Source organism: Neisseria uirgultaei (assembly GCF_962719845.1).
Lineage (GTDB): Bacteria > Pseudomonadota > Gammaproteobacteria > Burkholderiales > Neisseriaceae > Neisseria > Neisseria bergeri.
The window spans coordinates 56851-79735 of sequence record NZ_CAUIYF010000003.1 but is presented as its reverse complement, the minus strand read 5'-3'; the positions used below and the strand labels follow the sequence as shown (position 1 = coordinate 79735).

Below are 22885 nucleotides of genomic sequence, written 5' to 3'. Positions count from 1 at the left end.
GATGCCGGCTTATGTGTTGCCTATGTAAAAAAAGAAAATCAACTCACCGGAAAAACCAAGCAAAAGGAAATAAGCAATGGATACGAATAACTATGACAAAATCATGCCATTTAAACCTGAAAACAGAGAAAGTGAGCTAAAAATCGCCGTAAGATTCCAACGAAGATTGATACCATCAAAAATTGTATATTTTTATACAGGTTTTATGGGATTATTGGTTTTTTTACAGAAATATCAAATTCTTCATATCTCTAACTTCAATGAATTAATGGATTGGCTCATGCTGTTATTTGTATTGCTCGGTGTATATAGTGTGATTTCTACAGTTTTTTTAACTATTTGCCCCTATTGCCACAGATTTCAAAAACAGTTTAATGGGAAAGTAATCAGCGTCGATAATCAAGAAATAGCTTGCAATCAAGGAGTAGTTCCATTTATTCATTATTGTAATCGATGCAATGCCCCACTTTCACCAAAAGCAGTAACAGATTATTATGAAAATAAAGCGTGAACGTACAATGAATAGAGTAAATAAAACATGGTTACGATTAAAAGTAAAATTAGGAGAGTTTTGTCTTGGGGCTATTCCTTTATTGATTATTTTGGTTTATTTTGGAGATACTAATGAAAAAAATGATGGTGAGATTGGAATAGCTAAAATCAAGCAAACCCATGCAACTAATTTTATCTCTGATATATCGAGAAGAATGGGATCTGCAACATGGGATTTGGGTAAGCCACGTATCAATCAAAGTAATGAATTTAAGTTTTCTGATGGAAAAATTAGATTTCTGCAATGTTCTCCTAATACTAAACATAATATAGAGCAGGTATTTGAGCAATACCGCTATTTAATAATTAAAGAACATAAAACCTTTGGAAAATATTTTTGCATTGATAACAATATTGTTATAAACATAGATTCGTTTGGGAATAGCTGTGATTTAATCTTTTCAATTCAATGGGGTAGGTCATATTCAAATTGTTCTGAAATACTCTTGGATCTAGATTAAGCCAGCGTAGCCTGTGCAACCAACCAAAAATGTGAAATGGTAGGGTGTGATTTATGCACACGCGGTTTTGGTTCTGGTTTCGCTAAACTCCGTTTCAGGCTGCTTTAAAACTACCCACCTACCTTTTGGATGTGCCTGATACGGTCCCGCGTGTTGCAAAATGCCGCCCGTTTCAAACTGCTTCGGCTTCTTCGGTCAGGAAACCGCGCAGTTTCTGCATAGCTTTGGCTTCGATTTGGCGGATGCGTTCGGCAGATACGCCGTATTCGGCGGCAAGCTGGTGCAGCGTCAGTCCGCCGTCATCTTGAAGCCAGCGGCTTTCCACAATGCGGCGGCTCCTGTCGTCCAATTGCGCCAAGGCGTTTTGCAGGCCTTCGGTTTGCAGGGCGTAATGCGCCTGTTTCGATAGTTGTCGGCTCGGTTCGGAATCGTGGTCGGCAAGCCAGTCGATAGGGGCGAAGCTGTCTTCGTCATCGCTGTTGTCCGCCATGATGGCGATGTCGTGTCCGGTCATGCGTTGCTCCATTTCCAGTACTTCGGAAAGTTTGACACCCAAATCATCGGCAATTTCCTGTGCTTCTTTAGGAGACAGGGCATTAAGGTTTTTACGCATACTACGTAAATTGAAAAACAGCTTGCGTTGCGGCTTGGTGGTGGCAACGCGGACCAAACGCCAGTTTTTCAGGATAAATTCGTGAATTTCCGCCTTAATCCAATGTACGGCAAATGAAAACAGACGCGCGCCTCTACCAGGCTCGTAGCGTTTGACCGCCTTCATCAGTCCGATATTGCCTTCCTGAATCAGGTCTGCCTGATTCAGCCCGTAGCCGTCATAGCCGCGCGCGATGGAAACGACAACGCGCAGGTGGGACAGGATGAGTTGTTTGGCGGCGTTGAGGTCGCCCTTTATCCGGCGTTCGGCGAGGCGGGTTTCTTCTTCCTGGGACAGCATCGGGATGCTGTTTACGGTGTGGATGTATTGTTCGAGGCTGCCGTTGCCGCTTTGGATGGCGGGTAATGCAAAAGCGTTATTCATTTGAGGCATTTCCTTTCGGCTGAAACTGCGTATCGGCGGTTTGGTGTGTTGGGATGCAGTATATCACTGCTTGGCTTGTATTTTGTATGTTTGGCAGGAGATATGCGCTAAGGTTTGAAAGACAGGAAAATTTTGTAAGGCAAGTTTGATTGATTTTGTAAACCTGATGGCTCAATTCGATTTCAGGATTATATTACATACGTTGTTGTATGTAAACGGTCGGTTCGAAAAAAGACAGCCCGTCCGGACGGGCTGTGCAGGCATCAGTGTTCTTTGTTTCGGAAGATGTTTCAACACACAGGACGACACATAAAGCGTCGCCCTATGTGTTGCCCTGATTTGGAAGGGGTTACCCCCCTCCCAAATAAAGTCTGATTCTACCGCCCTAAAGGGCGAGGTTTCAACCGAAAAGGAAATACGATGAAAAGAATCAGTGCGGTTAGGGTCAATATGCCCATCAACCACCATGAACTGCCGGTTTTCATATAGGGCGTTTCGCCGACATAGCCTTTGATGTGTCCTTCCAATACGGTTTCTGTATTGGGTTGGGCTTGGGCGATGATGTTGCCTTTGGGGGAGATGATGGCGGTTGCGCCGGTGTTGGTGGCGCGGACCATATAGCGTCCGAGTTCCATAGCCCGCGCCTGCGATTGTTGGAGGTGCTGGTACATGGCGTTGGATTTTCCATACCACGCCATATTGCTGACATTGGCAAGCAGTGTGGCATCTTTGGCGGCGGCAATCAGTTCGTCGCCGAATCCGTCTTCGTAGCAGATGTTGAAGGCGATTTTTTGGTTTTTCATCATCAGGGCGGATTGCTTGCCGCCGCCTTTGCGGAAGTCGGAAAGGGGCATATCCATCATTTTGTAAAGCGGCGTGGTCAGGAAGGGCAGCGGTTTGTATTCGCCGAAGGGGACGAGGTGGTTTTTGGCGTAGTAGGGGATGCCGTCCTGATTGTTTTCCTGATAACTGGTCAGGTTGATGATGGCATTTTCGTAACCGTTGCCGTCCGAAGTGTATTGGCTGATGCCGACGGCGAGCGCGCTGCCGTTGTTTTGCGCCTGTTCGGCGAATTGCGCCAGTATGTTTTCCGGCAGGTTTTGGCGCATGACGGGAATGGCGGTTTCGGGCAGGATGACGATGTCGGCAGTGGTTTTGCCGACCTGTTCGTAATATTTCTGTATGGTCGGGATGACTTGATCTTCACGCCATTTGATGGTTTGGGCGATGTTGCCCTGAAGCAGGGCGACGGTGCTGCGGCTGCCGTCGGGGCGGGTGAAGTCGGTTTGTTGGGCGGTGTAGCCTGCGGCAAGCAGGGCGGCAATCAGGATAATTGGAAGCAGGCGTTTGCCCGAACGTGCGGTGTTATCACTCGCCAAAACCAGCCAGACACCGAGAAAGGCGGTTGCCAGTGTAACCATGTGGATGCCGCCCAATGGGGCAAAGCCGGCGAGCGGGCTGTCCGGGGTAATTTGGGAGTAGCCGATTGCGCCCCAGCCGAATCCGGTCAGGAAACGCTCGCGGGCAAACTCGGTCAGCGTCCACAGGATGGGCAGTACCAGACCGGTCTTTATGCCCCGGGGCAGGGTAAATTTTTTCCACAGCCAGAAACACAGTGCCGGATAAAGGGCAAGGTAGGCGGGCAGCAGGAAGGTCAGCGGTACGGCATAGAGGTCGGGCAGGCCGGAAACGTCGTGCAGGGCAGTGTGTATCCAGTAGAACTGTGTCGTGTATGCGGTCAGGCCGAACAGGTAGGCGGAAGAGGCGGCAAAACGCGGACGCAGTTCGATGAGGCGGACAAAGGCGCCGAAAATCAACGGCATCAGCCAAAAGTGGTAGTAGGGTGCGAAAGTGAAGGGGGTGGCGGCGGCAAAAAGGATGAGCAAAGGCCAGTAGAGGGCGGGGTGCCGCCAGTATTTGTCCAGTTTGGAAAACATATTCGTCTGTCTGTTCGGAAGATGCCGTCTGAACGTCTTTCAGACGGCATCGGTATTTGAAAAAGGAATCAATGCCTGCCGAAACGATTCATCAGCGGCAAGGCGGGGGCGCAGGCAATCGAACCGGAAAGCAGTCCGACAACGAGGTTGGCGAAGTATTCCGCCCAGCCAGCGTCCCATTGTTGCGCGTGCAGGAAATCGTGCAGAAAGCCGAGGTTGTGGGCGACCAGTCCGCCGCCGGCAAGAAACATGGCAAGCGTGCCGACCACGCTCAAACCGCGCATAAAGCAAGGCATAAAGGCAGTCAGCATTTGCCTCGAACGGCGCGAAAAGGCTTGTGGGCTGCGCATCAGCAGCATGCCCAAGTCGTCGAGTTTGACGATGACGGCGACGATTCCGTACACCAAAACAGTCATGCCGATGCCGATTGCCGCCATCACGAGCGAGCGCGTTATCAGGCTGTATTGCTCGACCACGCACAGCGCGATGATGATTTCTGCGGACAGGATAAAGTCGGTACGGATGGCACCTTTGATTTTATCCTGCTCGTCAACCGTCGTTTCTCCGCCGTCATCATGCACGTCATGTCGGTGCAGAAACTTGTGCGGCAGCTTTTCCACGCCCTCAAAGCACAGATAAATCCCGCCTGCCGTCAAAAGCGGCGTAATGAGTTGCGGCAGGAAGGCGGAAAGCAGCAGAGCCGCAGGCACCAAAACCGGCTTGTCGGCAAAAGAACCTTTCGCCACCGGCCAAACAATCGGCAACTCGCGTTCTGCCGATACGCCTGTAACCCGGTTGGCATTGGATGCCAAATCGTCGCCGACCACGCCGGCGGTTTTCTTTGCGGCGGCTTTGGTCATCAGGGCAACATCGTCCAAAACGGCGGTGATGTCGTCTGGCAGGGTAAATAGTGAGGCAAATGCCATTAAAGAATCCTGAAATGCGGCGCAAAGTCCGACATTATATAGGAGAACGCGGGTTTGGGCGGTCTCAGGCGGCATGAAACAGGAAAATGCCGTCTGAACGCGGTGGCGGACATGAAATAAAGTTTCGTGAAAAGAAAATGCCGTGTTACAATCTTCGATTTTAATTTCATGAATTTTAAGGGAGAATCGTTTGCGTGGATTGGATGAACAGTCTGTTTCTGCTGGGTGGCGCACTGTTGTTCCTGAGCGTGGTTTCGACCACTTTGTCCGCACGTTTGGGAATGCCTTTGCTGCTGGTGTTTCTTGCCGTCGGCATGCTGGCGGGCGAGGAAGGCGTTGGCGGCATTGCCTTCAATAATGTCGTGATGGCGAATTTCATCAGCCAGCTTGCTTTGGCGGTTATTCTGCTCGACGGCGGTTTGCGGACGCAGCTTTCCAGTTTTCGGATTGCGTTGAAGCCCGCGTCGGTACTCGCTTCGTGGGGCGTGTTTGCCACCGTGCTTCCGCTGGGACTGTTTGCAACTTTTTACCTCGGTTTGGATTGGAAGTTCGGCGTGCTGATGGCGGCGATTGTCGGTTCGACCGATGCCGGCGCGGTATTCAGCCTTTTGCGCAACAGCGGCGTGCGTTTGAACGAACGGGTGCAGGCGACTTTGGAAATCGAATCGGGTGCGAACGACCCGATGGCGGTTTTTTTGGTTACGGCACTGATTACCATGATTATGCAGCCGGCGGAATCGGGTGCGGCGGCGTTTGTCCGGATGCTTGCGCTGCAAATCGGTTTCGGTCTGCTGACGGGTTGGGCGGGCGGAAAGATATTGGCAAAGCTGGTACGCCGTCTGAATCTTGCGGAAGGTCTGTACGCGCTGATGATTGTGTCGGGCGGGCTGCTTGTGTTTGCGTTTACCAATACCATAGGCGGCAGCGGCTTTTTGGCGGTTTACCTTGCCGGCATCATTGTCGGCAACCAGCGCAACCGTGCGACGGAACACGTTTTGCGCGTGATGGACGGTTTGGCTTGGCTGGCACAGGCAACCCTGTTCGTCATGCTCGGTCTGCTGGTTTCTCCCGCCGGTGTGTTGGACAGGGCGGCGGAAGCCTTGGCGATTGCGGCGTTCCTGATGCTGGTCGCGCGTCCGCTGGCAGTGTTCGGCGGTTTGTGGAAATTCAATTACAGCCTGCGTGAAAAGGCGTATATCAGTTGGTTGGGCTTGCGCGGAGCCGTACCGATTTCGCTGGCGATGATGCCGTTGGTGATGGGCGTTCCCAATTCGCACCTGCTGTTTGATGTGGCGTTTGCCGTGGTGGTGCTGTCGCTGCTGATTCAGGGAACGACGATTCCTGTGATGGCGCGGCTGTTGAAGGTTGCCATGCCCAACAAGCCCGAACCGAAAGATACGCATGATATTTGGCTGGCGGAAAAGGAAATTGTCAGAATGTCGGCGTTTAAAGTGGTTGCCGAATCTGAAGCGGAGGGACACCATCCCGATACGGTCGAACCGATTTCCGATTCGTTTGACGCACGCTGTTTCGCATTGATACGCAACGGCAGCCGAATCGAAATGCAGTCCGACACCGTGCTTCAGGCGGGGGATTTGGCGTGGTACATCCTGCCCGACGGCAAGGTCGATAAAATGGCGAAATACTTTACCGAGACGGGTATCGGCATCCGTGAGAATTTTGATTTCTTCGGCGAGTTTGTCGTTTCGCCGGCAGCACGTTCGGGCGATTTGGCACTTGCTTACGGTTTGAAGCTGGAAGCGGGCGAAGAGGGTTTGAGCCTTGCCGAGCTTTTCGATAAGCGTTCCGACAGTCAGGAGCCGGTCGAGGGCGACCGTATTGACATCGGCGGCTTTATGCTGACCGCGAAGGAGGTTGACGGGGACGGCAATATCGGGTCTATGGGTCTGAAAGTACCGCGTTAGAAAGGTTTGATTTGAATGCCGTCTGAAGCCGGATTGCCGGTTTCAGACGGTATTTTGTCTGTTTAGTTTTTTTTGCCTTTTGCCTGTTTTACGTCTTTTTCGGTAACGCTTCCGCCGCCGTTGTCAAAGGCGTTCATGATATAAGTGGCGACGGCGGCAATGTCCGCATCGCTGATGGCGGTTGCGGGCATGAATCCGTTGTAGGTTTTGCCGTTGACTTTGATTGTACCGTTGATGCCTTTGACCATACTGTGCAGCAGGACGTGCGGTTTGTTCATAATATAGTCCGACCGGAAAAGCGGAGGAAACGCAGTGCCGCGCCCTTCCCCTTTCTTGCCGTGGCAGGCGACGCAGTTGGATTCGTACACTTTTTGTCCTTTTGTCATGATGCTGTTGTCGGCGGCAGAAGCGGCGGCGCAGAGGAAGTACAAGACGAGGGCGGTCGGCAGTCGGGTTGTGTTCATTGGCATTTCCTTAATGTTTGAAACCTTGTTGTTGATTTTGCGTAGCGGGTGAAAGGTTTTCTTGCCGAATCGGTAGTAAGCTTGCACTTGATGTGCTGTCCGGCATAGATGCCATCATACGCTAAAGTAGCGGGAAAATGCCGTCTGAACACGGCGTTCAGACGGCATTTTAGACATGGGTCAAACAGTTTCAACGCCAGCCGCCAAGGTTTTCTTCGGCAAGTGCGACGAGTGCGTCTATCCAGTCGGGGTTGTCGTTGAGGCAGGGGATATAGCGGTAGCTTTTGCCGCCTGCTTCATAAAACTGTTCCCGCCCCATCAGGGCGATTTCTTCCATGGTTTCCAAACAGTCTGCCAAAAAGCCCGGGCAGAATACGTCCAGCTCGGTTACCCCCTGTTTGGGCAGTTTGCCGAACAAATCCTGCGTGCTCGGTGTAATCCATTTTGCCCTGCCGAATTGGCTTTGGAACGATACGACATATTGGTCTTCGGTCAGTTCCAGTGCTTCGGCAAGCAGTTTGGCGGTGTGGCGGCACTCGTCGGGATAGGGGTCGCCGAGGTCGTAGTGCTTCTGCGGTACGCCGTGAAAACTCAACATCAGTTTTTTCCCGCGCCCGTGTTCCGCCCAATATCGGAGGATGTGGTTTTTCATCGCATCAATGTAGCCGGCGTCGTCATAAAAGCGCGAAACAGTGCGGACGCTCATTTGGTTCCGTTGGCGCAGCAGTTGTTCGCATACTTTATCTACTGCCGCTCCGCTGCTGGAAGCGGCATATTGCGGATACAGGGGAATCGCAAGTAATCTGCCTACACCTTGGGATTTCAGCTCCGCCAATACATCCGCTATCGAAGGATTGCCGTAAGTCATGGCGTGGCGGACGATGAGGTCGGGCATACGCTCGGCAAGCGCGGCAGCTTGGCGTGCTGTGTAAACTTCTAGGGGCGAACCTTCCTTAAACCAGATTTTTTCATAGGCGTGCGCGCTTTTTTTGGCGCGAAAAGGCAATACGATGCCGCGTAAAACCGGCTGCCACAGCCATTTGGACAGTTCGACGACGCGCAAGTCCGACAAAAACGATTTGAGGTAGGGGCGGACGGCGCCGGCAGTCGGCGCGTCGGGCGTGCCGAGGTTCAACAGCAAAACGGCGGTACGGTTTTGTTGCGTATAAGAAAGGGAGGGTTCTGGAAGGAATGGAAGCATGATCGGTTTCTGAAAAATAGTGCGGGTAGGGTAAATCGACAAAATGCCGTCTGAAGCGGCTTCAGACGGCATTGCCGGGAATCAGTCTGTGCCGCGGGCGCGGTTTTCGTGGAATTGTGCCTGCCAGTCGGCAAATTTCCCTTGCTCGATGGCTTCGCGCATTTCCTCCATGATGACTTGGTAGAAATGCAGGTTGTGGATGGTGTTCAATTGCGCGCCCAAGATTTCGCCGGCGCGGTGCAGATGGTGCAGGTAGGCGCGGCTGAAATTTTGGCAGGCGTAGCAGGTGCAGCTTTCGTCTATCGGACGCTTGTCGGGCTTGTGTTTGGCGTTTTTGATTTTCAAATCGCCGAAACGGGTAAACAGCCAGCCGTTGCGCGCATTGCGGGTGGGCATCACGCAATCGAACATATCGATGCCGTGCGCCACGCCGTACACGAGGTCTTCCGGCGTGCCTACGCCCATCAGGTAATGCGGTTTGTGTTCGGGCAGCATCGGACCGACGGTGCGCAACATACGGTACATTTCGGGTTTGGGTTCGCCGACGGACAAGCCGCCGACGGCAAGGCCCGGAAAATCAAATTCCTCCAAACCGCGCAGCGATTCTTCGCGCAAATCCTCATACATCGCGCCTTGCACGATGCCGAACAGCGCGTTCGGGTTTTTCAAATCTTCAAAGGCTTTTTTGCTCCGTTCCGCCCAGCGCAGGCTCATTTGCAGCGATTTTCGCGCCTGTTCGCGCGTTGCCTCGCCCGGCGTGCATTCGTCCAACTGCATCGCGATGTCCGAGTTCAAAACCGTTTGGATTTTCATAGAAATTTCAGGCGATAAAAACAGCTTGTCGCCGTTGATCGGGCTTTTGAACGTACAGCCTTCTTCCGTCAGCTTGCGCATATCCGACAAAGAAAAAACCTGAAAACCGCCCGAGTCGGTCAGAATCGGTTTGTCCCAGCCGATAAAACCGTGCAGGCCGCCGAATTGCTCGATAACTTCCAAACCGGGGCGAAGCCACAAATGATAAGTGTTGCCCAAAATAATTTGTGCCTTGATGTCGTGCAGGTTTTGCGGATTCATTGCCTTAACCGAGCCGTAAGTGCCGACCGGCATAAATACGGGCGTTTCGATTTTGCCGTGGTTCAGTTCCAACGTGCCGCGTCGGGCGAGACCGTCTTTTTTGTGTAAAGTCAATTTAAGCATAAGATTGAATGTCAGTTGGGCGACAGGGGTCGAAATATATTTTAAAAGACGGCATTATAAATGATTTCCCACGGTTTTTCAGACGGCATTCCCAAATCTTGCCACAATGTTGCATAAAGAAATGCACATACCTCTTGCAAAAATTAAAACGACCCGATAGAATGCAAAAATTCTTTGAAGGCACGTAGCTCAGTTGGTTAGAGCACCACCTTGACATGGTGGGGGTCGTTGGTTCGAATCCAATCGTGCCTACCAAATTCCCATAACGGCATTTATGCCGTTATTTTTTAATCTTTCGGAGCGTTTGATGTTGAATATTACCTTGCCGGACGGCTCAGTCCGCCAATACGAATCCCCCGTTACCGTGGCTCAAATTGCTGCGTCTATCGGTGCCGGTTTGGCGAAGGCGGCAGTGGCAGGTAAGGTAAACGGCAAACTGGTCGATGTGTGCGATCCGATTACCGAAGATTCAAGTGTCCAAATCATTACCCCGAAAGATCGCGAAGGCGTTGAAATCATCCGCCACTCTTGCGCCCACCTTGTCGGTCACGCAGTCAAGCAGCTTTATCCGAATGCAAAAATGGTTATCGGCCCCGTCATCGAAGAGGGCTTTTATTACGATATTGCTACGGAAAAACCGTTTACGCCCGAAGATGTTGCCGCTATCGAAGCGCGTATGAAAGAATTGATTGCCCAAGATTATGATGTGGTCAAAATCATGACCCCGCGTGCAGAGGCGATTAAAATTTTTCAAGAGCGCGGCGAAGAATACAAACTGCGCCTGATTGACGATATGCCCGAAGTGGAAGCGATGGGGATGTATCATCACCAGGAATATGTCGATATGTGCCGCGGCCCGCACGTTCCGAACACCCGTTTCCTGAAAAACTTCAAGCTGACCAAGCTGGCAGGCGCATACTGGCGCGGCGACAGCAACAATGAAATGCTGCAACGCATCTACGGCACGGCGTGGGCGACAAAAGACGAGTTGAAAGCCTATATTCAACGTATCGAAGAAGCAGAAAAACGCGACCACCGCAAACTTGGCAAGCAATTGGATCTGTTCCATCTGCAAGACGAAGCACCGGGTATGGTGTTTTGGCATCCTAAAGGCTGGGCTTTGTGGCAAGTGATTGAACAGCATATGCGTAAAGAGCTGAATGCTGCCGGTTATAAAGAGGTCAAAACGCCTCAAATTATGGATAAAACCTTTTGGGAAAAATCCGGCCATTGGGATAACTACAAAGACAATATGTTTGTGACCAGTTCGGAAAAACGCGAATACGCGGTGAAACCGATGAACTGTCCGGGTCATGTGCAAATTTTTAATAACGGTTTGCGCTCATATCGCGATTTGCCGATGCGTTTGGCCGAGTTCGGTTCTTGCCACCGCAATGAACCAAGCGGTGCATTGCATGGTCTGATGCGTGTTCGCGGTTTTGTTCAGGATGATGCGCATATCTTCTGTACCGAAGACCAAATCGTCAGCGAGGCTCGTGCGTTCAATGAATTGTTGGTTCGCATCTACAAACAGTTCGGTTTCCATGATGTATCCGTTAAGCTTTCTCTTCGTCCTGAAAAACGCGCAGGTTCAGACGACGTGTGGGATAAGGCAGAGCAGGGTTTGCGCGAGGCATTGGCTGCTTGCGGTGTGGAGTGGGGCGAATTGCCGGGCGAGGGTGCGTTTTACGGGCCTAAAATCGAATATCACGTCAAAGATGCCTTGGGTCGTTCTTGGCAATGCGGTACATTGCAACTAGATTTCGTCTTGCCGGAACGCTTGGATGCAGAATATGTCACCGAAAACAACGGTCGCGCCCGCCCTGTAATGTTGCACCGCGCCATTTTAGGTTCTTTGGAACGATTTATCGGTATTTTGATTGAAAACCACGCAGGCTCATTCCCATTGTGGCTTGCACCGGTTCAAATGGTGATTATGAACATCACCGAAAATCAGGCAGATTATTGTCGCGAAGTGGCTGCCAAATTGCAGGCGGCAGGATTCCGTGTCGAATTGGATTTGCGTAACGAAAAAATCGGTTACAAAATCCGCGACAACAGCCAATACCGTTTTCCTTATCAAATCGTTGTCGGCGATAAAGAGAAACAAGAAAACAAAGTTGCGGTACGCCGCAAAGCAGAAGACTTGGGTTCTTTGAATCTCGATGAGTTTATCGCAATGTTGCAACAAGAAAATCAAAAAATACTTATCTGATAAGAATTCAGACGACCTGAATATTTATTTTCGGGTCGTCTGAATTTTGGATAAGTAAATAGTAATTTTTATGCAGCTAAACGCGGATGATGTTCATTTGTTACGTTATTTTTGCTCCTTCTGCCGCATTTTGGGCAACGTCCACTGCTCTGCCAAAAAGTCTTGTCGGGCTTACCGAAACGAGCTTCATATTTTTGGCAACTATCTTGCCATGCTTCGCGCAGATTATCGGCATCTTCTTGCCCGCGCATACCGAAATATGGGAAATGGTGTAAAAAATAACCAAAGATATTTTGACAATCTTCTGCGTATTTCTGCGTATCTAAGATATGCAGATGCCAAAAATCATCAACCATACCAGATGGGACAATGGCTTCATCAGGATATTCAAGACACAAGGTGAGATATTTTCGGTACTCCTCGGCAATGTTTTTTGCCATCTCCAAAGTCCAGCCGAGTCCTTCTTCTTTGTCCATGGCTTTGACCATCATTGGTTCTAAATCAAGATTTTCGATTGTTTGGGGGAACATTTAATTACCTTCTATGTTAAGTGGTTGGTTGGAGAAAATTTTTGTAAGTTTAGAGTAGAGTGGTTTCTTGAACCAGAGCAGAGAATTGATAGTAGATATCTTAAATGCTCCTACCTGCTAGTCATAAAAGAGAGAGTTATATGAAGATAAATGAAAAAATAAAATGGATACGGGAGCGGAGTGGTCTATCCCAAGAAGATATGGCAGAGAAATTAGGTTTGGCAACGAGTACCTATTCAAAGATGGAACAGGGACGTATCAATATCAGTTTGCAGCGATTGGAGAAAATTGCCTCCATTTTAGGAATGAATACGGTCGACTTATTGGAGAATGGCGGTCATTTGGTCTGCTTAGTAAGTGAAAACAACAGCTCCAATTATTATGGAGTATCAGCGGAGCTATCGGCAGAGTTAGAGCGCTATAAGTTAATGTTGCAGCATAAAGACGAACTGATTGAGAAGCAAAGGGAGCTATTGGAACAACAAAAAAGAGAATTAGCTGCTTTGAATGAAATTATCGCTCTCATGAAAGGAAGGTCTTCCTAGTGCGTATTTACGTTCTTACAGTTATGGGAAAATATCGTTGCAGGTATTTTCAGATGGCTTGAAAAAGGGTAGAATATCAAGATTTAGCTACGGTTAAAGCTGATTTAACCTATTATCTTATTAATTTTTATAGGAGTATTCATCATCGCTCAAGAACGAGAAGCACGAATCAACGGCGAAATTACTGCCAAAGAAGTGCGTTTAATCAGTGAGTCAGGCGAACAGCTTGGTGTCGTATCGGTTCGTGAAGCTTTGGCTATGGCCGAAGGGCAGGATGTCGATTTGGTGGAAATTTCCCCTACCGCCAAGCCGCCTGTGTGCAAACTGATGGATTACGGTAAATACAAATACCAACAAGCCAAGAAGCGCGACGAAGCCAAGAAAAACCAAAAGCAGGTACAAATCAAGGAAATTAAATTCCGTCCGGGTACAGATGAGGGCGATTATCAAATCAAGATGCGCAACATTCACCGGTTCTTGGCTGATGGAGATAAGGTAAAAGTAACGCTCCGTTTCCGCGGTCGCGAGATGGCTCACCAGCAGCTTGGTGCACAGCTCTTGGAGCGCGTAAAAGAAGATTTGGCTGAAGTGGCGCAAATCGAGTCCTTTCCCAAAATGGAAGGACGCCAAATGGTGATGATGATTGCGCCGAAGAAAAAATAAAGCTATAATTCTCCGCTTACTCCGATTGCCGCTTCGGAGTAAGTTTTCAATTGCGGCAAAAAAACCGTGGCATTGTGGGTTCAAGTGTTTGAAACCGATGTTTTAAAACCCCCTAATGCCTTATCCGATAACGAATGGAGTTTTCCCATGCCTAAAATGAAAACCAAGTCTAGCGCGAAAAAACGCTTTAAAGTACTGGGTAACGGCGGTGTGAAACGCGCTCATGCGTTCAAACGCCACATCTTGACTAAAAAGACCACCAAAAACAAACGCCAACTGCGCGGTACCTCTATGGTAAATGATCGCGATTTGGCTTCTGTTGCTAAAATGTTACCCTACGCTTAAGGAGTTTAGAATATGCCACGCGTAAAACGCGGTGTTACCGCCCGTGCCCGTCACCAAAAAATCTTCGCGTTAGCCAAAGGCTATCGCGGTCGTCGTAAAAACGTTTACCGCGTTGCCAAGCAGGCGGTAATGAAAGCCGGTCAATACGCATACCGTGACCGCCGCCAACGCAAACGCCAATTCCGTCAATTGTGGATTGTCCGTATCAATGCAGGTGCGCGTGAAAACGGGTTGTCTTACAGCAAATTTATGAACGGTCTGAAACGCGCCTCTATCGAAATCGACCGCAAAGTATTGGCTGATTTGGCCGTGTTCGATAAAGCCTCTTTTGCACAATTGGTTGAAAAAGCCAAAGCTGCTTTGGCTGCTTAATCCAAAAAATTGAAAAGGAAGCTGAGGCTTCCTTTTTTCTTTGTTTGCAGAAATTCTATGTGATTGATTTTCTTTCTTTAAAGTCTATTTTTTTAAATAAATTTGCGTTAAAATACAGAAAATTTATCCAATGGATTGGCCGTGAAGAAAATAAGGTCGTCTGAAGAGTCTGATATGTCAGGCTATACAGGCGGCCTCATTGTTTCAGGTGGCATATCATTAATTGACAGACTTGATATTATGGAAAATGTAAACCGTATCGTTGCAGAAGGCATTGCCGCAGTAGAAGCCGCGCAAGATTTCAATACCTTAGAACAAATTAAAGCACGCTATCTCGGTAAAACCGGCGAATTGACCGGGCTTCTGAAAACTTTGGGTCAAATGTCGCCTGAAGAGCGCAAAACCATAGGCGCGCATATCAATGAGTGCAAAAACCGGTTTCAGACGGCCTTTAACGATAAGCGCGATGCCCTCAACGAAGCCAAACTTCAATCCCGGCTTGATGCCGAAGCCCTTGACATTACCCTGCCCGGACGCGCTCAGGAAGGCGGCAGCCTGCATCCTGTCACCCTGACCTTGCAACGTGTGGTCGAGCTGTTCCACGGAATGGGTTTTGAAGTGGCGGATGGGCCTGAAATCGAAGATGATTTCCACAATTTCCGAGCCTTGAATATTCCTGCAAATCACCCCGCGCGTGCAATGCAAGATACCTTCTACGTTGAAAACGGCGATGTTTTACGTACGCACACTTCGCCTATTCAAATCCGTTATATGCTCGATAAAAAAGAGCCACCTATCCGCATTATTGCTCCCGGCCGCGTTTACCGTGTGGACAGTGATGCCACTCACTCGCCTATGTTCCATCAGGCGGAAGGCTTGTGGGTGGAAGAGGGCGTGACTTTTGCCGATTTGAAAGCCGTGTTCACCGACTTTATCCGTCGCTTTTTTGAACGCGATGATTTGCGGGTGCGTTTCCGCCCGTCTTTTTTCCCGTTCACCGAACCGTCCGCCGAAATCGACATTATGGGTGAAAACGGCAAATGGCTGGAAGTCGGCGGCTGCGGTATGGTGCATCCCAACGTGTTGAAAAACGTCAATATCGACCCTGAAAAATATACCGGTTTCGCCTTTGGTATCGGTCTCGACCGCTTCGCTATGCTGCGTTACAACGTGAACGACTTGCGCCTGTTCTTTGATAACGATTTGAACTTCTTGAAGCAGTTTGCGAAATAATCGTGCAGGCTGCCTGAGAATTAAATTATATTTAAATACAAATGATATATATATGTTAAGCAAAGAGTATATTAAACAAATTAAACAACATACCCCACATATTTTCCCTTTACTTATTGAAGAATACCAAAATAATGTTGGTAGTATGTTGTTTATTTTGAAAAATTTAGGGAATCTGCCTAAAAATTTTCGAACTGATTGGATTGAGAAATTATTACAAAATGATAATGAGCAAGTCCGTTTTTGGGCAGTTAAGACATTAGGAAAGGTAAAAAATAGTCAGTTACTTGATTTGTTGAATTATGTAGTCCTAAGCGATAGTAGCACAATAGTAAAACGAGAGGCTGTTTCATCTATTGGACGCATGCGAGATCCAAAAATTCAGACGCTGCTATTACAATATTTGCAGAGTTACGATCCTAAAATTATTTGTCAGGCAATACGAGGTTTATTGCCATTTAAAGGACAACCTGAAATTGATAATGCTTTACGTAAATTAGTAAATCATGAGAATGAAATGGTTCGTTCTGTTATCTATAAAGAATATTTCACACAGAAGGTAAATAAAAAAACATTATTGCCCCATACTGAAACCTATCCTTTTTTGAAAAATGTCGTAGTTAATAGCGATGTCCGAGATGTGTTGCAGTTAGTACCTGAAGATAGTGTTCATCTAACTTTTACATCACCACCATATTATAATGCACGTGATTATTCTATTTATCCAAGTTATGAGGCCTATTTGGTTTTTTTACAAGAAGTATTTAAAGAAATTCATCGCATTACAAAAGAAGGACGATTTTTAATTGTTAATACTTCCCCTGTTATTGTGCCACGGATTAGTCGTGCTCATTCTAGTAAGCGTTATCCAATTCCATTTGATTTACACCACCGTTTAATTCAAATAGGTTGGGAGTTTATTGATGACATTGTTTGGATGAAACCAGAATATAGTGTTAAAAATCGAATAGGTGGATTTCAACAACATCGTAAACCTTTAGCATATAAACCTAACTCAGTAACAGAATATTTAATGGTTTACCGAAAACAAACTGATAGATTACTGGATTGGAATATGAACCAATATGATAAACAAACTATTGAGGAAAGCAAAGTAGCTGATGGCTTTGAAACAACGAATGTTTGGCAAATTCATCCAAAATCTGACAAAGTACATTCAGCTATTTTTCCGGCAGATTTGTGTAAACGTATAGTGGAATATTATTCGTTTAAAGATGACTTGGTATTTGATCCATTTGGCGGAAGTGGCACATTGGGTCGTGTAGCGAAAAAATTAGGGAGGCATTTCTTTTTGACTGAGAAAGATGAAAAATATTTTGAATATATGCAAACTTTCCAGAAGAAAGATAGCTTATTTCTTGAACGAGATACCAAATTTTTAACATTAACTGAATTTGCAGGCAGTATAATAAAATGAGAATAACCAATCAAGTTACAAAAAACATTATTAAGAGAGTTATTAAATCTGAAGATTATAGAATAGAAATTGTTAATTTGCTCAATGCGGAATTTTTACAGTTTTCTATTGATTTCTTTAAAAAAGTTGTTACCGCTAAATTAAATTCAAAAGATATTACAATTGATTGGTATAAGGAACATTTTTTAGCGAAAAATTCACCTAAAGGTGAATTAATTATTTATTCAGGATTAAATGAAAAAACAATTACAAATATGTATGGAACCGCTAAAAAATCTGTTGTTATTGATGCATCAATAGAGCATTTTGAAACACTTTATAGCAGTATTCAAACGTTAGTAGAAAATGAACAAAATGAAATTGATTTAACATTAACAATTAAATTGAAAAATGTAAGTGTAGATTTAAGTATTAGTGAAAGTTTGATTGTTATCAATACATTAGCAGTTAAGCGATCACAATTGCGTGGGGGATTATGGAGTACTGCAGGTAAAAGCGTTGAAAAATATTTAATGCTTACATTGTGCCAATTATATCAAGTTCCCGAAGATAATTATGATGCTAGTACATTTGTAAAAGATAAATCCAAAAGTGTAGATAGAGAAATTGATTTTTATTTAATTAAAAATCAAAATAGATATTTGTGCGAAGTGAAGCTAATGGGTAAAGGTAATCCTGAAAGCGCAGATGCTATTATCGCTCGTAATACACAAATTTTTATTGCAGATACATTATCTCAGCAAAATAAAAATCAATGCGATGAATTAAAAGTTGAATGGGTTGCTTTGCGCGAGCAGCAGGGTTTTCTTAAGTTTGAGAAAATTTTGCGAACATTTGATATTCCTTTTATTTCATATCAGTATGAGGATGGCAATAAGCTTGATTGTGATTTAGATGATATATTAAATCGTTTGTTGGATGATTAAGATTTAAGTAACTTAGAGGTCCTATTAAGTAACTTAAGAGGCTCTATAGGGATAAAACAAAGGTTAAGTGACATGCAATTCTCCTATTCATGGATGAAAACCCAAGCCGATACCGAACTTTCCGCCGATAAACTGGAACATCTTTTGACCATGGCTGGTTTGGAAGTGGAAGAAATCGATACTGCTGCCCCTGCTTTCAGTGGCGTGGTTGTTGCCGAAGTAAAATCTGTTGAAAAGCATCCTGATGCAGACCGTTTGAACGTTACCCAAGTTGATGCCGGTACGGGTGGGTTGGTGCAGATTGTATGCGGTGCGCCGAATGTGAAAGCGGGCATCAAAGTGCCGTGTTCGCTGCCGGGTGCAGTGTTGCCGGGCAATTTCAAAATCAAGCCGACTAAAATGCGCGGTGTGGTGTCGAACGGGATGTTGTGTTCTACCGATGAACTCGGTTTGCCCGACGACGGTGTGAACGGCCTGCACATTCTGCCTGAAGACGCGCCTGTCGGTACCAATATCCGCGAATACTTGGACTTGGACGACACGGTGTTTACGTTGAAAATTACGCCGAACCGTGCCGACTGCCTGAGTATCAAAGGCATTGCGCGCGAAGTGTCCGCATTGACGGGGTGCGCGTTCAGGCAGCCCGAAATCCATACCGCGCCGATCACGGGCAGTCGAAAACAGCCCGTGCAAATTGACGCGCCTGCGGATTGCGGCCGCTTTATCAGCCGCGTGATTGAAAACGTGAACGCGCGCGCTACTACGCCGGATTGGATGAAGCAGCGTTTGGAACGCAGCGGCATCCGCAGTATTTCCGCGCTGGTGGACATCGGCAATTATGTGATGCTGGAAATCGGTCAGCCGATGCATGTTTTCGATGCCGACAAACTTTCCGGCAGCCTGCACATCCGCCGCGCGCGTGAAAGGGAAACGCTGGAATGCCTGAACGAGAAAACTGTTTCCCTGTCTGAAAATACGCTGGTCGTGGCGGACGAAAAAGGCGCGTTGAGTTTGGCGGGCTTAATGGGCGGCGCGGCGAGCGCGGTTTCAGACGGCACGCAAAATATCGTGCTGGAAGCGGCTTGGTTTGCACCTGCTGTTATCGCCGGTAAGTCGCGCCAATACGGTTTTGGTTCGGATTCTTCTTTCCGTTTTGAACGTGGAGTGGATTACCGCTTGCAAGCTGATGCCATTGAGCGTGCTACCGAATTGGTGTTGCAGATTTGCGGTGGTGCAGCTGGTGAAATGGTTGAGGCACAAGGAAAATTGCCTGAGGCAAAACAGGTTGAATTGCGTTTAGGCCATCTGAAAACGGTATTGGGCGTTGAAATCCCTGCCGAGCAAGTCGAAATTATCTTGCAACACTTGGGTTTGCAGACTGAGAAAACTGAAGAAGGCTTCCGCGTTACTGCGCCGAGCTTCCGTTTCGACATCGAAATCGAGGCCGATTTGATTGAAGAAATCGGACGCGTTTACGGCTATGAAAATATCCCCGACGATTACACGTCAGGTCGTCTGAAAATGTTGGCGCTGCCCGAAACACGCCGTCCGCGTTTTGCCGTTTATAACGAAATGGCGGCGCGCGGCTACCGCGAAGTGGTCAGCTACGCCTTCGTTGACGAGCAGTGGGAACACGACTTTGCCGCCAACGCCAACCCCATCCGCCTGCAAAATCCGCTGGCGGCGCAATATGCCGTGATGCGTTCCACGCTCATCGGCGGTTTGGTGGAAATTTTGCAAAACAATCTAAATCGCAAGCAAAACCGCGTGCGCGTGTTTGAAATCGCCCGCGTGTTCAGCAAGGATTCAGACGGCCAGTTTGTACAAAACGAACGCATCGGTGGCCTGTGGTACGGTGCGGCGATGCCTGAACAATGGGGCGAGAAAACGCGCAACGCGGATTTTTACGATATCAAGGCGGACATGGAAAATCTGTTGAAAAACAAAGCAGTTGAGTTCATCAAAACCGGACATCCCGCCCTGCATCCCGGACGCGCCGCCAATATCGTTTCAGACGGCCGGGTCATCGGCTTTGTCGGCGAACTGCATCCGAAATGGCTGCAGAAATACGACCTGCCGCAAGCGCCGCTGGTATTTGAAATCGATATGGCGGCCGTGTTGGAATGCGGGAAAACGCGCTATCGGGCCGTATCGAAATTCCAGCCGGTGCGCCGCGATTTGGCGTTTGTGATGCCGGAAGCTATGAGCCATGATGATTTGCTGCTTGTCTTGAAAGGCGCGGCAAACAAGTTGGTACAGGAAATCAGCGTGTTTGACGTGTATCGCGGCACGGGCCTGCCTGAAGGCATGAAGAGCGTTGCCGTTAAAATCATTTTGCAAGATATGGAAAACACGCTGACAGATGAAGTCATCGAGCCGGTTATCGGAAAACTGATTGATGCGGCAACAGCAGCAGGAGCGCAACTGCGCGGTTGAGAAATAAATATTCGCTTGAATTTTAAATAGAAATTGGTAATAATCTACACCTGTTACAACAGAAGGTAATCATATGACACTAACTAAAGCCGAATTGGCCGATATTTTGGTAGACAAAGTCAGCAATGTAACCAAAAACGATGCCAAAGAAATCGTCGAACTCTTTTTTGAAGAAATCCGCAGCACTCTGGCGCGCGGCGAGGAAATCAAAATTTCCGGTTTCGGTAATTTCCAGTTGCGCGACAAGCCGCAACGTCCGGGCCGCAATCCGAAAACCGGCGAGGAAGTGCCGATTACCGCCCGCCGCGTGGTAACTTTCCATGCCAGCCAGAAACTCAAAGGCATGGTGGAACACTACTATGATAAACAACGTTGATTTGACGCTTCCCGCAAAACGCTATTTCACGCTGGACGAGCTGTGCGGACTGTTGCAAATCAGCCCCTATGGTTTTGCGCAATGGCAGCATGATCACGGTGTGGTTGTCGGTTACGGCGGAGAACGCTACACCCGTTTGGATGTGGTGAAACTGTTGAAACTGAAGAACACGTTTGCACCGTATGCGGAAGGTGCGGAGTCGGGTTCGGACGGCAACCGTCTGGTTACGGTTCAGGAAATCGGAGACGGTCTGAAAGAGCTGTTGGCTGATTTGGATAAGGAATTGTGCTGATTTGAGGCCGGTTGCAGGTATGCAGCCGGTTTTGTTTTACACGCTAAAAAATAAGGGGCTGTCCTGGATAACTAGGATAAACTCGATTTTACTAATTGTTTTAAAATGGAAATTTGAACTTTTATCTCACTGTTGTTAAAACGCCATTCGCACTCCTTTAAATACAGCTCAAAATGCTCTTTAGGAATGCCATTAAACTTGCGTAAATGACGTTTTGCCCGGTTCCAAAAGTTCCCAATTCCATCGATATGGTTTTGTCGTTCGGCAAAATGTGTGCTGTGATTGATACGAAAATGGCTAAATTCGCCCACATCCAATACATCATAGCTACGATAACAATCTGTATAAACAATGCCGTCAGGTTTCACCTGTTCACGGATTATAGGAAATAAAGTAGCGGTTTGAGTATTCGGTACAGCAACCGTATAAACCTTATATATTGTGCCCTATCAGAGGGGCGCATTACTTTTCTTAACATTCCCCTTTGACAGCCAAGTGAAAGGGGCTTTTTTATGTCAAGAGCAAATTTAATATTCTCTTGTTCTTACTGGAGGATATTTAAAAGATTAGATTATTGTGTTTTGTCTTTTTATCAGTTCAGATGCGGAGAACCGCATGAACTCGTTGAATATAAAATTTTTTTAGAGCTTTATCAGGCGTTCGATTATATAGATTCGATTGGTTCTAATTTTCCGGTAATTATCACAACAGACGGTTGTGCTTTTTCTTCTTGATCTTTAACAGTTTGTCGGGTTTTGGGCTTTCGGTCGGCAGCCGTCGGGCGCGCTTTAGCGCGGGAGGCGGGCGACGGCTGAAAGCCCCCCCTGACTAACAGGGGGGGGGAGCGAAATAAAAACAAATCCCTAAAGGTACTGAACAAAATGAGTGAAGCAGAATATTTTTCCTACCATTTCGCTTCAAAAGACCGAATACGGCGACTTTACCGGCAGCACCGCGACCGCGTTTGCCTTTGCGTTGCCCGCCAAAATAACTTTCATCTGCTTCTGCTTCGCCATCAAATATTTCCAAATGCAGACTGTTTTGATAAATAAGCAATCGTAAACGATGAAAATAATAGGCTGCGGTATTTTTATTAACGCCTACTAACTCTGCTGCTGTTCTTGCAGTTACACCTGCGACAAATAGCCCAATGAGTTTATTTTGTTTATACTGGCTTAGACGACTTTTTCTCATAGGGATAATTCTAACTTAATTTGAATTTCCCTAGTTATCTAGGACAACCCCTAAAGTTATGATACCTCCAAAGCCTAAATATATCGCAAATATTATTTGCATAATCGTTGTTTGCAGAAAGTTAGAACCCGTTATCACGTCTTGGATAAAGGCCAAAACCATTGTGATTCCGAGAATCAAAAAGAAAAATTTTGGAATCCTCATCCTTTTCTGAAATATGATTGCGGTATCCATGGCTTTGTCTTTGTCATTTAAGTTTGTGTTCATGTTTTTGCCCCTCTTTATTTCTAAAATCCTTTTTAAATTTCAGACTTTACCAATAATATCTTCTCCTCAACTGACAGGCATATTAAATGCTCAACCATAGACCTACTTTCATTCCAGTATCTATGCCAATACATTTAGCATATACAACACTAAAACCCAACGATAATAGGTAATCAATTGATAAAATAGAATATATACTACGAAGGAATATATCCGTATATAAAAACGGAAATTGAAAATGCCCCCGATATAATCGGAGGCATTTTGAATTGGCACGCCCACGGGGAATCGAACCCCGGTTACCGCCGTGAAAGGGCGATGTCCTAACCGCTAGACGATGGGCGCATATTGTAT

The 22885-nt window shown here is 47.1% G+C and carries 21 protein-coding genes, 2 tRNA genes and 2 pseudogenes; 15 read left to right on the top strand and 10 right to left on the bottom strand.

All coding sequences use genetic code 11. The features are described from left to right. The first annotated feature begins 76 nt into the window (after nt 1-76). Both Q9J32_RS02640 and Q9J32_RS02635 read left to right on the top strand, forming a co-directional pair. Nucleotides 77-511, top strand: a complete 435-nt coding sequence (locus tag Q9J32_RS02640) for a hypothetical protein (protein WP_096109311.1) — start codon at nt 77-79, stop codon at nt 509-511. Beyond that, nucleotides 495-1013: a hypothetical protein gene (locus Q9J32_RS02635; RefSeq protein ID WP_301884267.1), complete on the top strand. Its 519-nt coding sequence runs from the start codon at nt 495-497 to the stop codon at nt 1011-1013. The genes Q9J32_RS02640 and Q9J32_RS02635 overlap by 17 nt, the downstream gene beginning before the upstream one ends. 172 nt (nt 1014-1185) lie before the next feature. Here the strand turns inward: Q9J32_RS02635 and rpoH are convergent, their stop codons facing one another. The 3 genes from rpoH to Q9J32_RS02620 all read right to left on the bottom strand — a co-directional run bounded on the left by rpoH (nt 1186) and on the right by Q9J32_RS02620 (nt 4912). Next, nucleotides 1186-2049 carry an RNA polymerase sigma factor RpoH gene (rpoH, locus tag Q9J32_RS02630; RefSeq protein WP_301884265.1) on the bottom strand — a complete coding sequence of 288 codons (864 nt, stop codon included), beginning with the start codon at nt 2047-2049 and terminating at the stop codon, nt 1186-1188. 377 nt (nt 2050-2426) lie between these two features. Further along, the gene (lnt, locus tag Q9J32_RS02625; RefSeq protein ID WP_301884264.1) at nt 2427-3986 is read right to left on the bottom strand and encodes an apolipoprotein N-acyltransferase; all 1560 of its coding nucleotides are present in this window, start codon (nt 3984-3986) and stop codon (nt 2427-2429) included. 68 nt (nt 3987-4054) lie between these two features. After that, complete coding sequence (locus tag Q9J32_RS02620; protein ID WP_301884321.1) at nt 4055-4912, bottom strand: DUF808 domain-containing protein; 858 nt, start codon at nt 4910-4912, stop codon at nt 4055-4057. A gap of 203 nt (nt 4913-5115) precedes the next feature. Here Q9J32_RS02620 and Q9J32_RS02615 point away from each other — a divergent pair, with 203 nt between their 5' ends. Then, nucleotides 5116-6837 carry a potassium/proton antiporter gene (locus tag Q9J32_RS02615; protein WP_301884262.1) on the top strand — a complete coding sequence of 574 codons (1722 nt, stop codon included), beginning with the start codon at nt 5116-5118 and terminating at the stop codon, nt 6835-6837. 62 nt (nt 6838-6899) lie between these two features. On the opposite strand, the gene Q9J32_RS02610 is transcribed toward Q9J32_RS02615, so the two are convergent. The 3 genes from Q9J32_RS02610 to tgt form a co-directional block, all read right to left on the bottom strand. Continuing rightward, complete coding sequence (locus Q9J32_RS02610) at nt 6900-7301, bottom strand: c-type cytochrome (protein ID WP_308446881.1); 402 nt, start codon at nt 7299-7301, stop codon at nt 6900-6902. Nucleotides 7302-7491: 190 nt separating this feature from the next. After that, a complete protein-coding gene (gene hemH / locus Q9J32_RS02605) occupies nt 7492-8574 on the bottom strand; it encodes a ferrochelatase (RefSeq protein ID WP_301884261.1) in 1083 nt (360 codons plus the stop codon). 9 nt (nt 8575-8583) lie between these two features. Next, nucleotides 8584-9699 (bottom strand): tRNA guanosine(34) transglycosylase Tgt, encoded by a 1116-nt coding sequence (gene tgt / locus Q9J32_RS02600; RefSeq protein WP_301884260.1) that lies wholly within the window; start codon nt 9697-9699, stop codon nt 8584-8586. A 178-nt stretch (nt 9700-9877) separates the two neighbouring features. Here tgt and Q9J32_RS02595 point away from each other — a divergent pair. After that, nucleotides 9878-9954: transfer RNA gene (locus Q9J32_RS02595), tRNA-Val, on the top strand. Between the two features lie 52 nt (nt 9955-10006). Further along, complete coding sequence (gene thrS / locus Q9J32_RS02590) at nt 10007-11914, top strand: threonine--tRNA ligase (RefSeq protein ID WP_301884259.1); 1908 nt, start codon at nt 10007-10009, stop codon at nt 11912-11914. 68 nt (nt 11915-11982) lie between these two features. Here thrS and Q9J32_RS02585 read toward each other — a convergent pair whose 3' ends face one another. Further along, the gene (locus Q9J32_RS02585) at nt 11983-12444 is read right to left on the bottom strand and encodes a glycine-rich domain-containing protein (RefSeq protein WP_301884258.1); all 462 of its coding nucleotides are present in this window, start codon (nt 12442-12444) and stop codon (nt 11983-11985) included. 140 nt (nt 12445-12584) lie between these two features. Here Q9J32_RS02585 and Q9J32_RS02580 point away from each other — a divergent pair, with 140 nt between their 5' ends. The 10 genes from Q9J32_RS02580 (at nt 12585) to Q9J32_RS02535 (ending at nt 21070) form a co-directional block, all read left to right on the top strand. Beyond that, complete coding sequence (locus Q9J32_RS02580; protein ID WP_301668278.1) at nt 12585-12989, top strand: helix-turn-helix domain-containing protein; 405 nt, start codon at nt 12585-12587, stop codon at nt 12987-12989. A 141-nt stretch (nt 12990-13130) separates the two neighbouring features. Then, the gene (gene infC / locus Q9J32_RS02575; protein WP_308446882.1) at nt 13131-13652 is read left to right on the top strand and encodes a translation initiation factor IF-3; all 522 of its coding nucleotides are present in this window, start codon (nt 13131-13133) and stop codon (nt 13650-13652) included. A 147-nt stretch (nt 13653-13799) separates the two neighbouring features. After that, complete coding sequence (rpmI, locus tag Q9J32_RS02570) at nt 13800-13997, top strand: 50S ribosomal protein L35 (protein ID WP_002232040.1); 198 nt, start codon at nt 13800-13802, stop codon at nt 13995-13997. Between the two features lie 12 nt (nt 13998-14009). Beyond that, nucleotides 14010-14369 (top strand): 50S ribosomal protein L20, encoded by a 360-nt coding sequence (gene rplT / locus Q9J32_RS02565; protein WP_301884255.1) that lies wholly within the window; start codon nt 14010-14012, stop codon nt 14367-14369. A gap of 240 nt (nt 14370-14609) precedes the next feature. Then, entirely contained in the window at nt 14610-15602 is a 993-nt protein-coding gene (gene pheS, locus Q9J32_RS02560; RefSeq protein ID WP_301884253.1) for a phenylalanine--tRNA ligase subunit alpha, read from the top strand. A 52-nt stretch (nt 15603-15654) separates the two neighbouring features. Beyond that, entirely contained in the window at nt 15655-17040 is a 1386-nt protein-coding gene (locus Q9J32_RS02555) for a DNA methyltransferase (RefSeq protein ID WP_301884251.1), read from the top strand. After that, nucleotides 17037-17966, top strand: a complete 930-nt coding sequence (locus tag Q9J32_RS02550) for a CfrBI family restriction endonuclease (RefSeq protein ID WP_301884249.1) — start codon at nt 17037-17039, stop codon at nt 17964-17966. The genes Q9J32_RS02555 and Q9J32_RS02550 overlap by 4 nt, the downstream gene beginning before the upstream one ends. 72 nt (nt 17967-18038) lie before the next feature. Next, entirely contained in the window at nt 18039-20402 is a 2364-nt protein-coding gene (pheT, locus tag Q9J32_RS02545) for a phenylalanine--tRNA ligase subunit beta (protein ID WP_301884248.1), read from the top strand. Between the two features lie 73 nt (nt 20403-20475). Beyond that, entirely contained in the window at nt 20476-20778 is a 303-nt protein-coding gene (locus Q9J32_RS02540) for an integration host factor subunit alpha (RefSeq protein ID WP_003675494.1), read from the top strand. Beyond that, entirely contained in the window at nt 20762-21070 is a 309-nt protein-coding gene (locus Q9J32_RS02535; protein ID WP_301884247.1) for a hypothetical protein, read from the top strand. The genes Q9J32_RS02540 and Q9J32_RS02535 overlap by 17 nt, the downstream gene beginning before the upstream one ends. 71 nt (nt 21071-21141) lie before the next feature. Here the strand turns inward: Q9J32_RS02535 and Q9J32_RS02530 are convergent. From Q9J32_RS02530 to Q9J32_RS02520, 3 genes and pseudogenes are all read right to left on the bottom strand, one after another. Further along, a pseudogene (locus Q9J32_RS02530) lies at nt 21142-21504 on the bottom strand (IS1595 family transposase); the annotation flags it as partial. A gap of 469 nt (nt 21505-21973) precedes the next feature. Next, nucleotides 21974-22264 (bottom strand): annotated as a pseudogene (locus Q9J32_RS02525) (IS1595 family transposase); the annotation flags it as partial. Nucleotides 22265-22801: 537 nt separating this feature from the next. Then, nucleotides 22802-22876 (bottom strand) — tRNA-Glu (locus Q9J32_RS02520). Nucleotides 22877-22885: the final 9 nt, after the last annotated feature.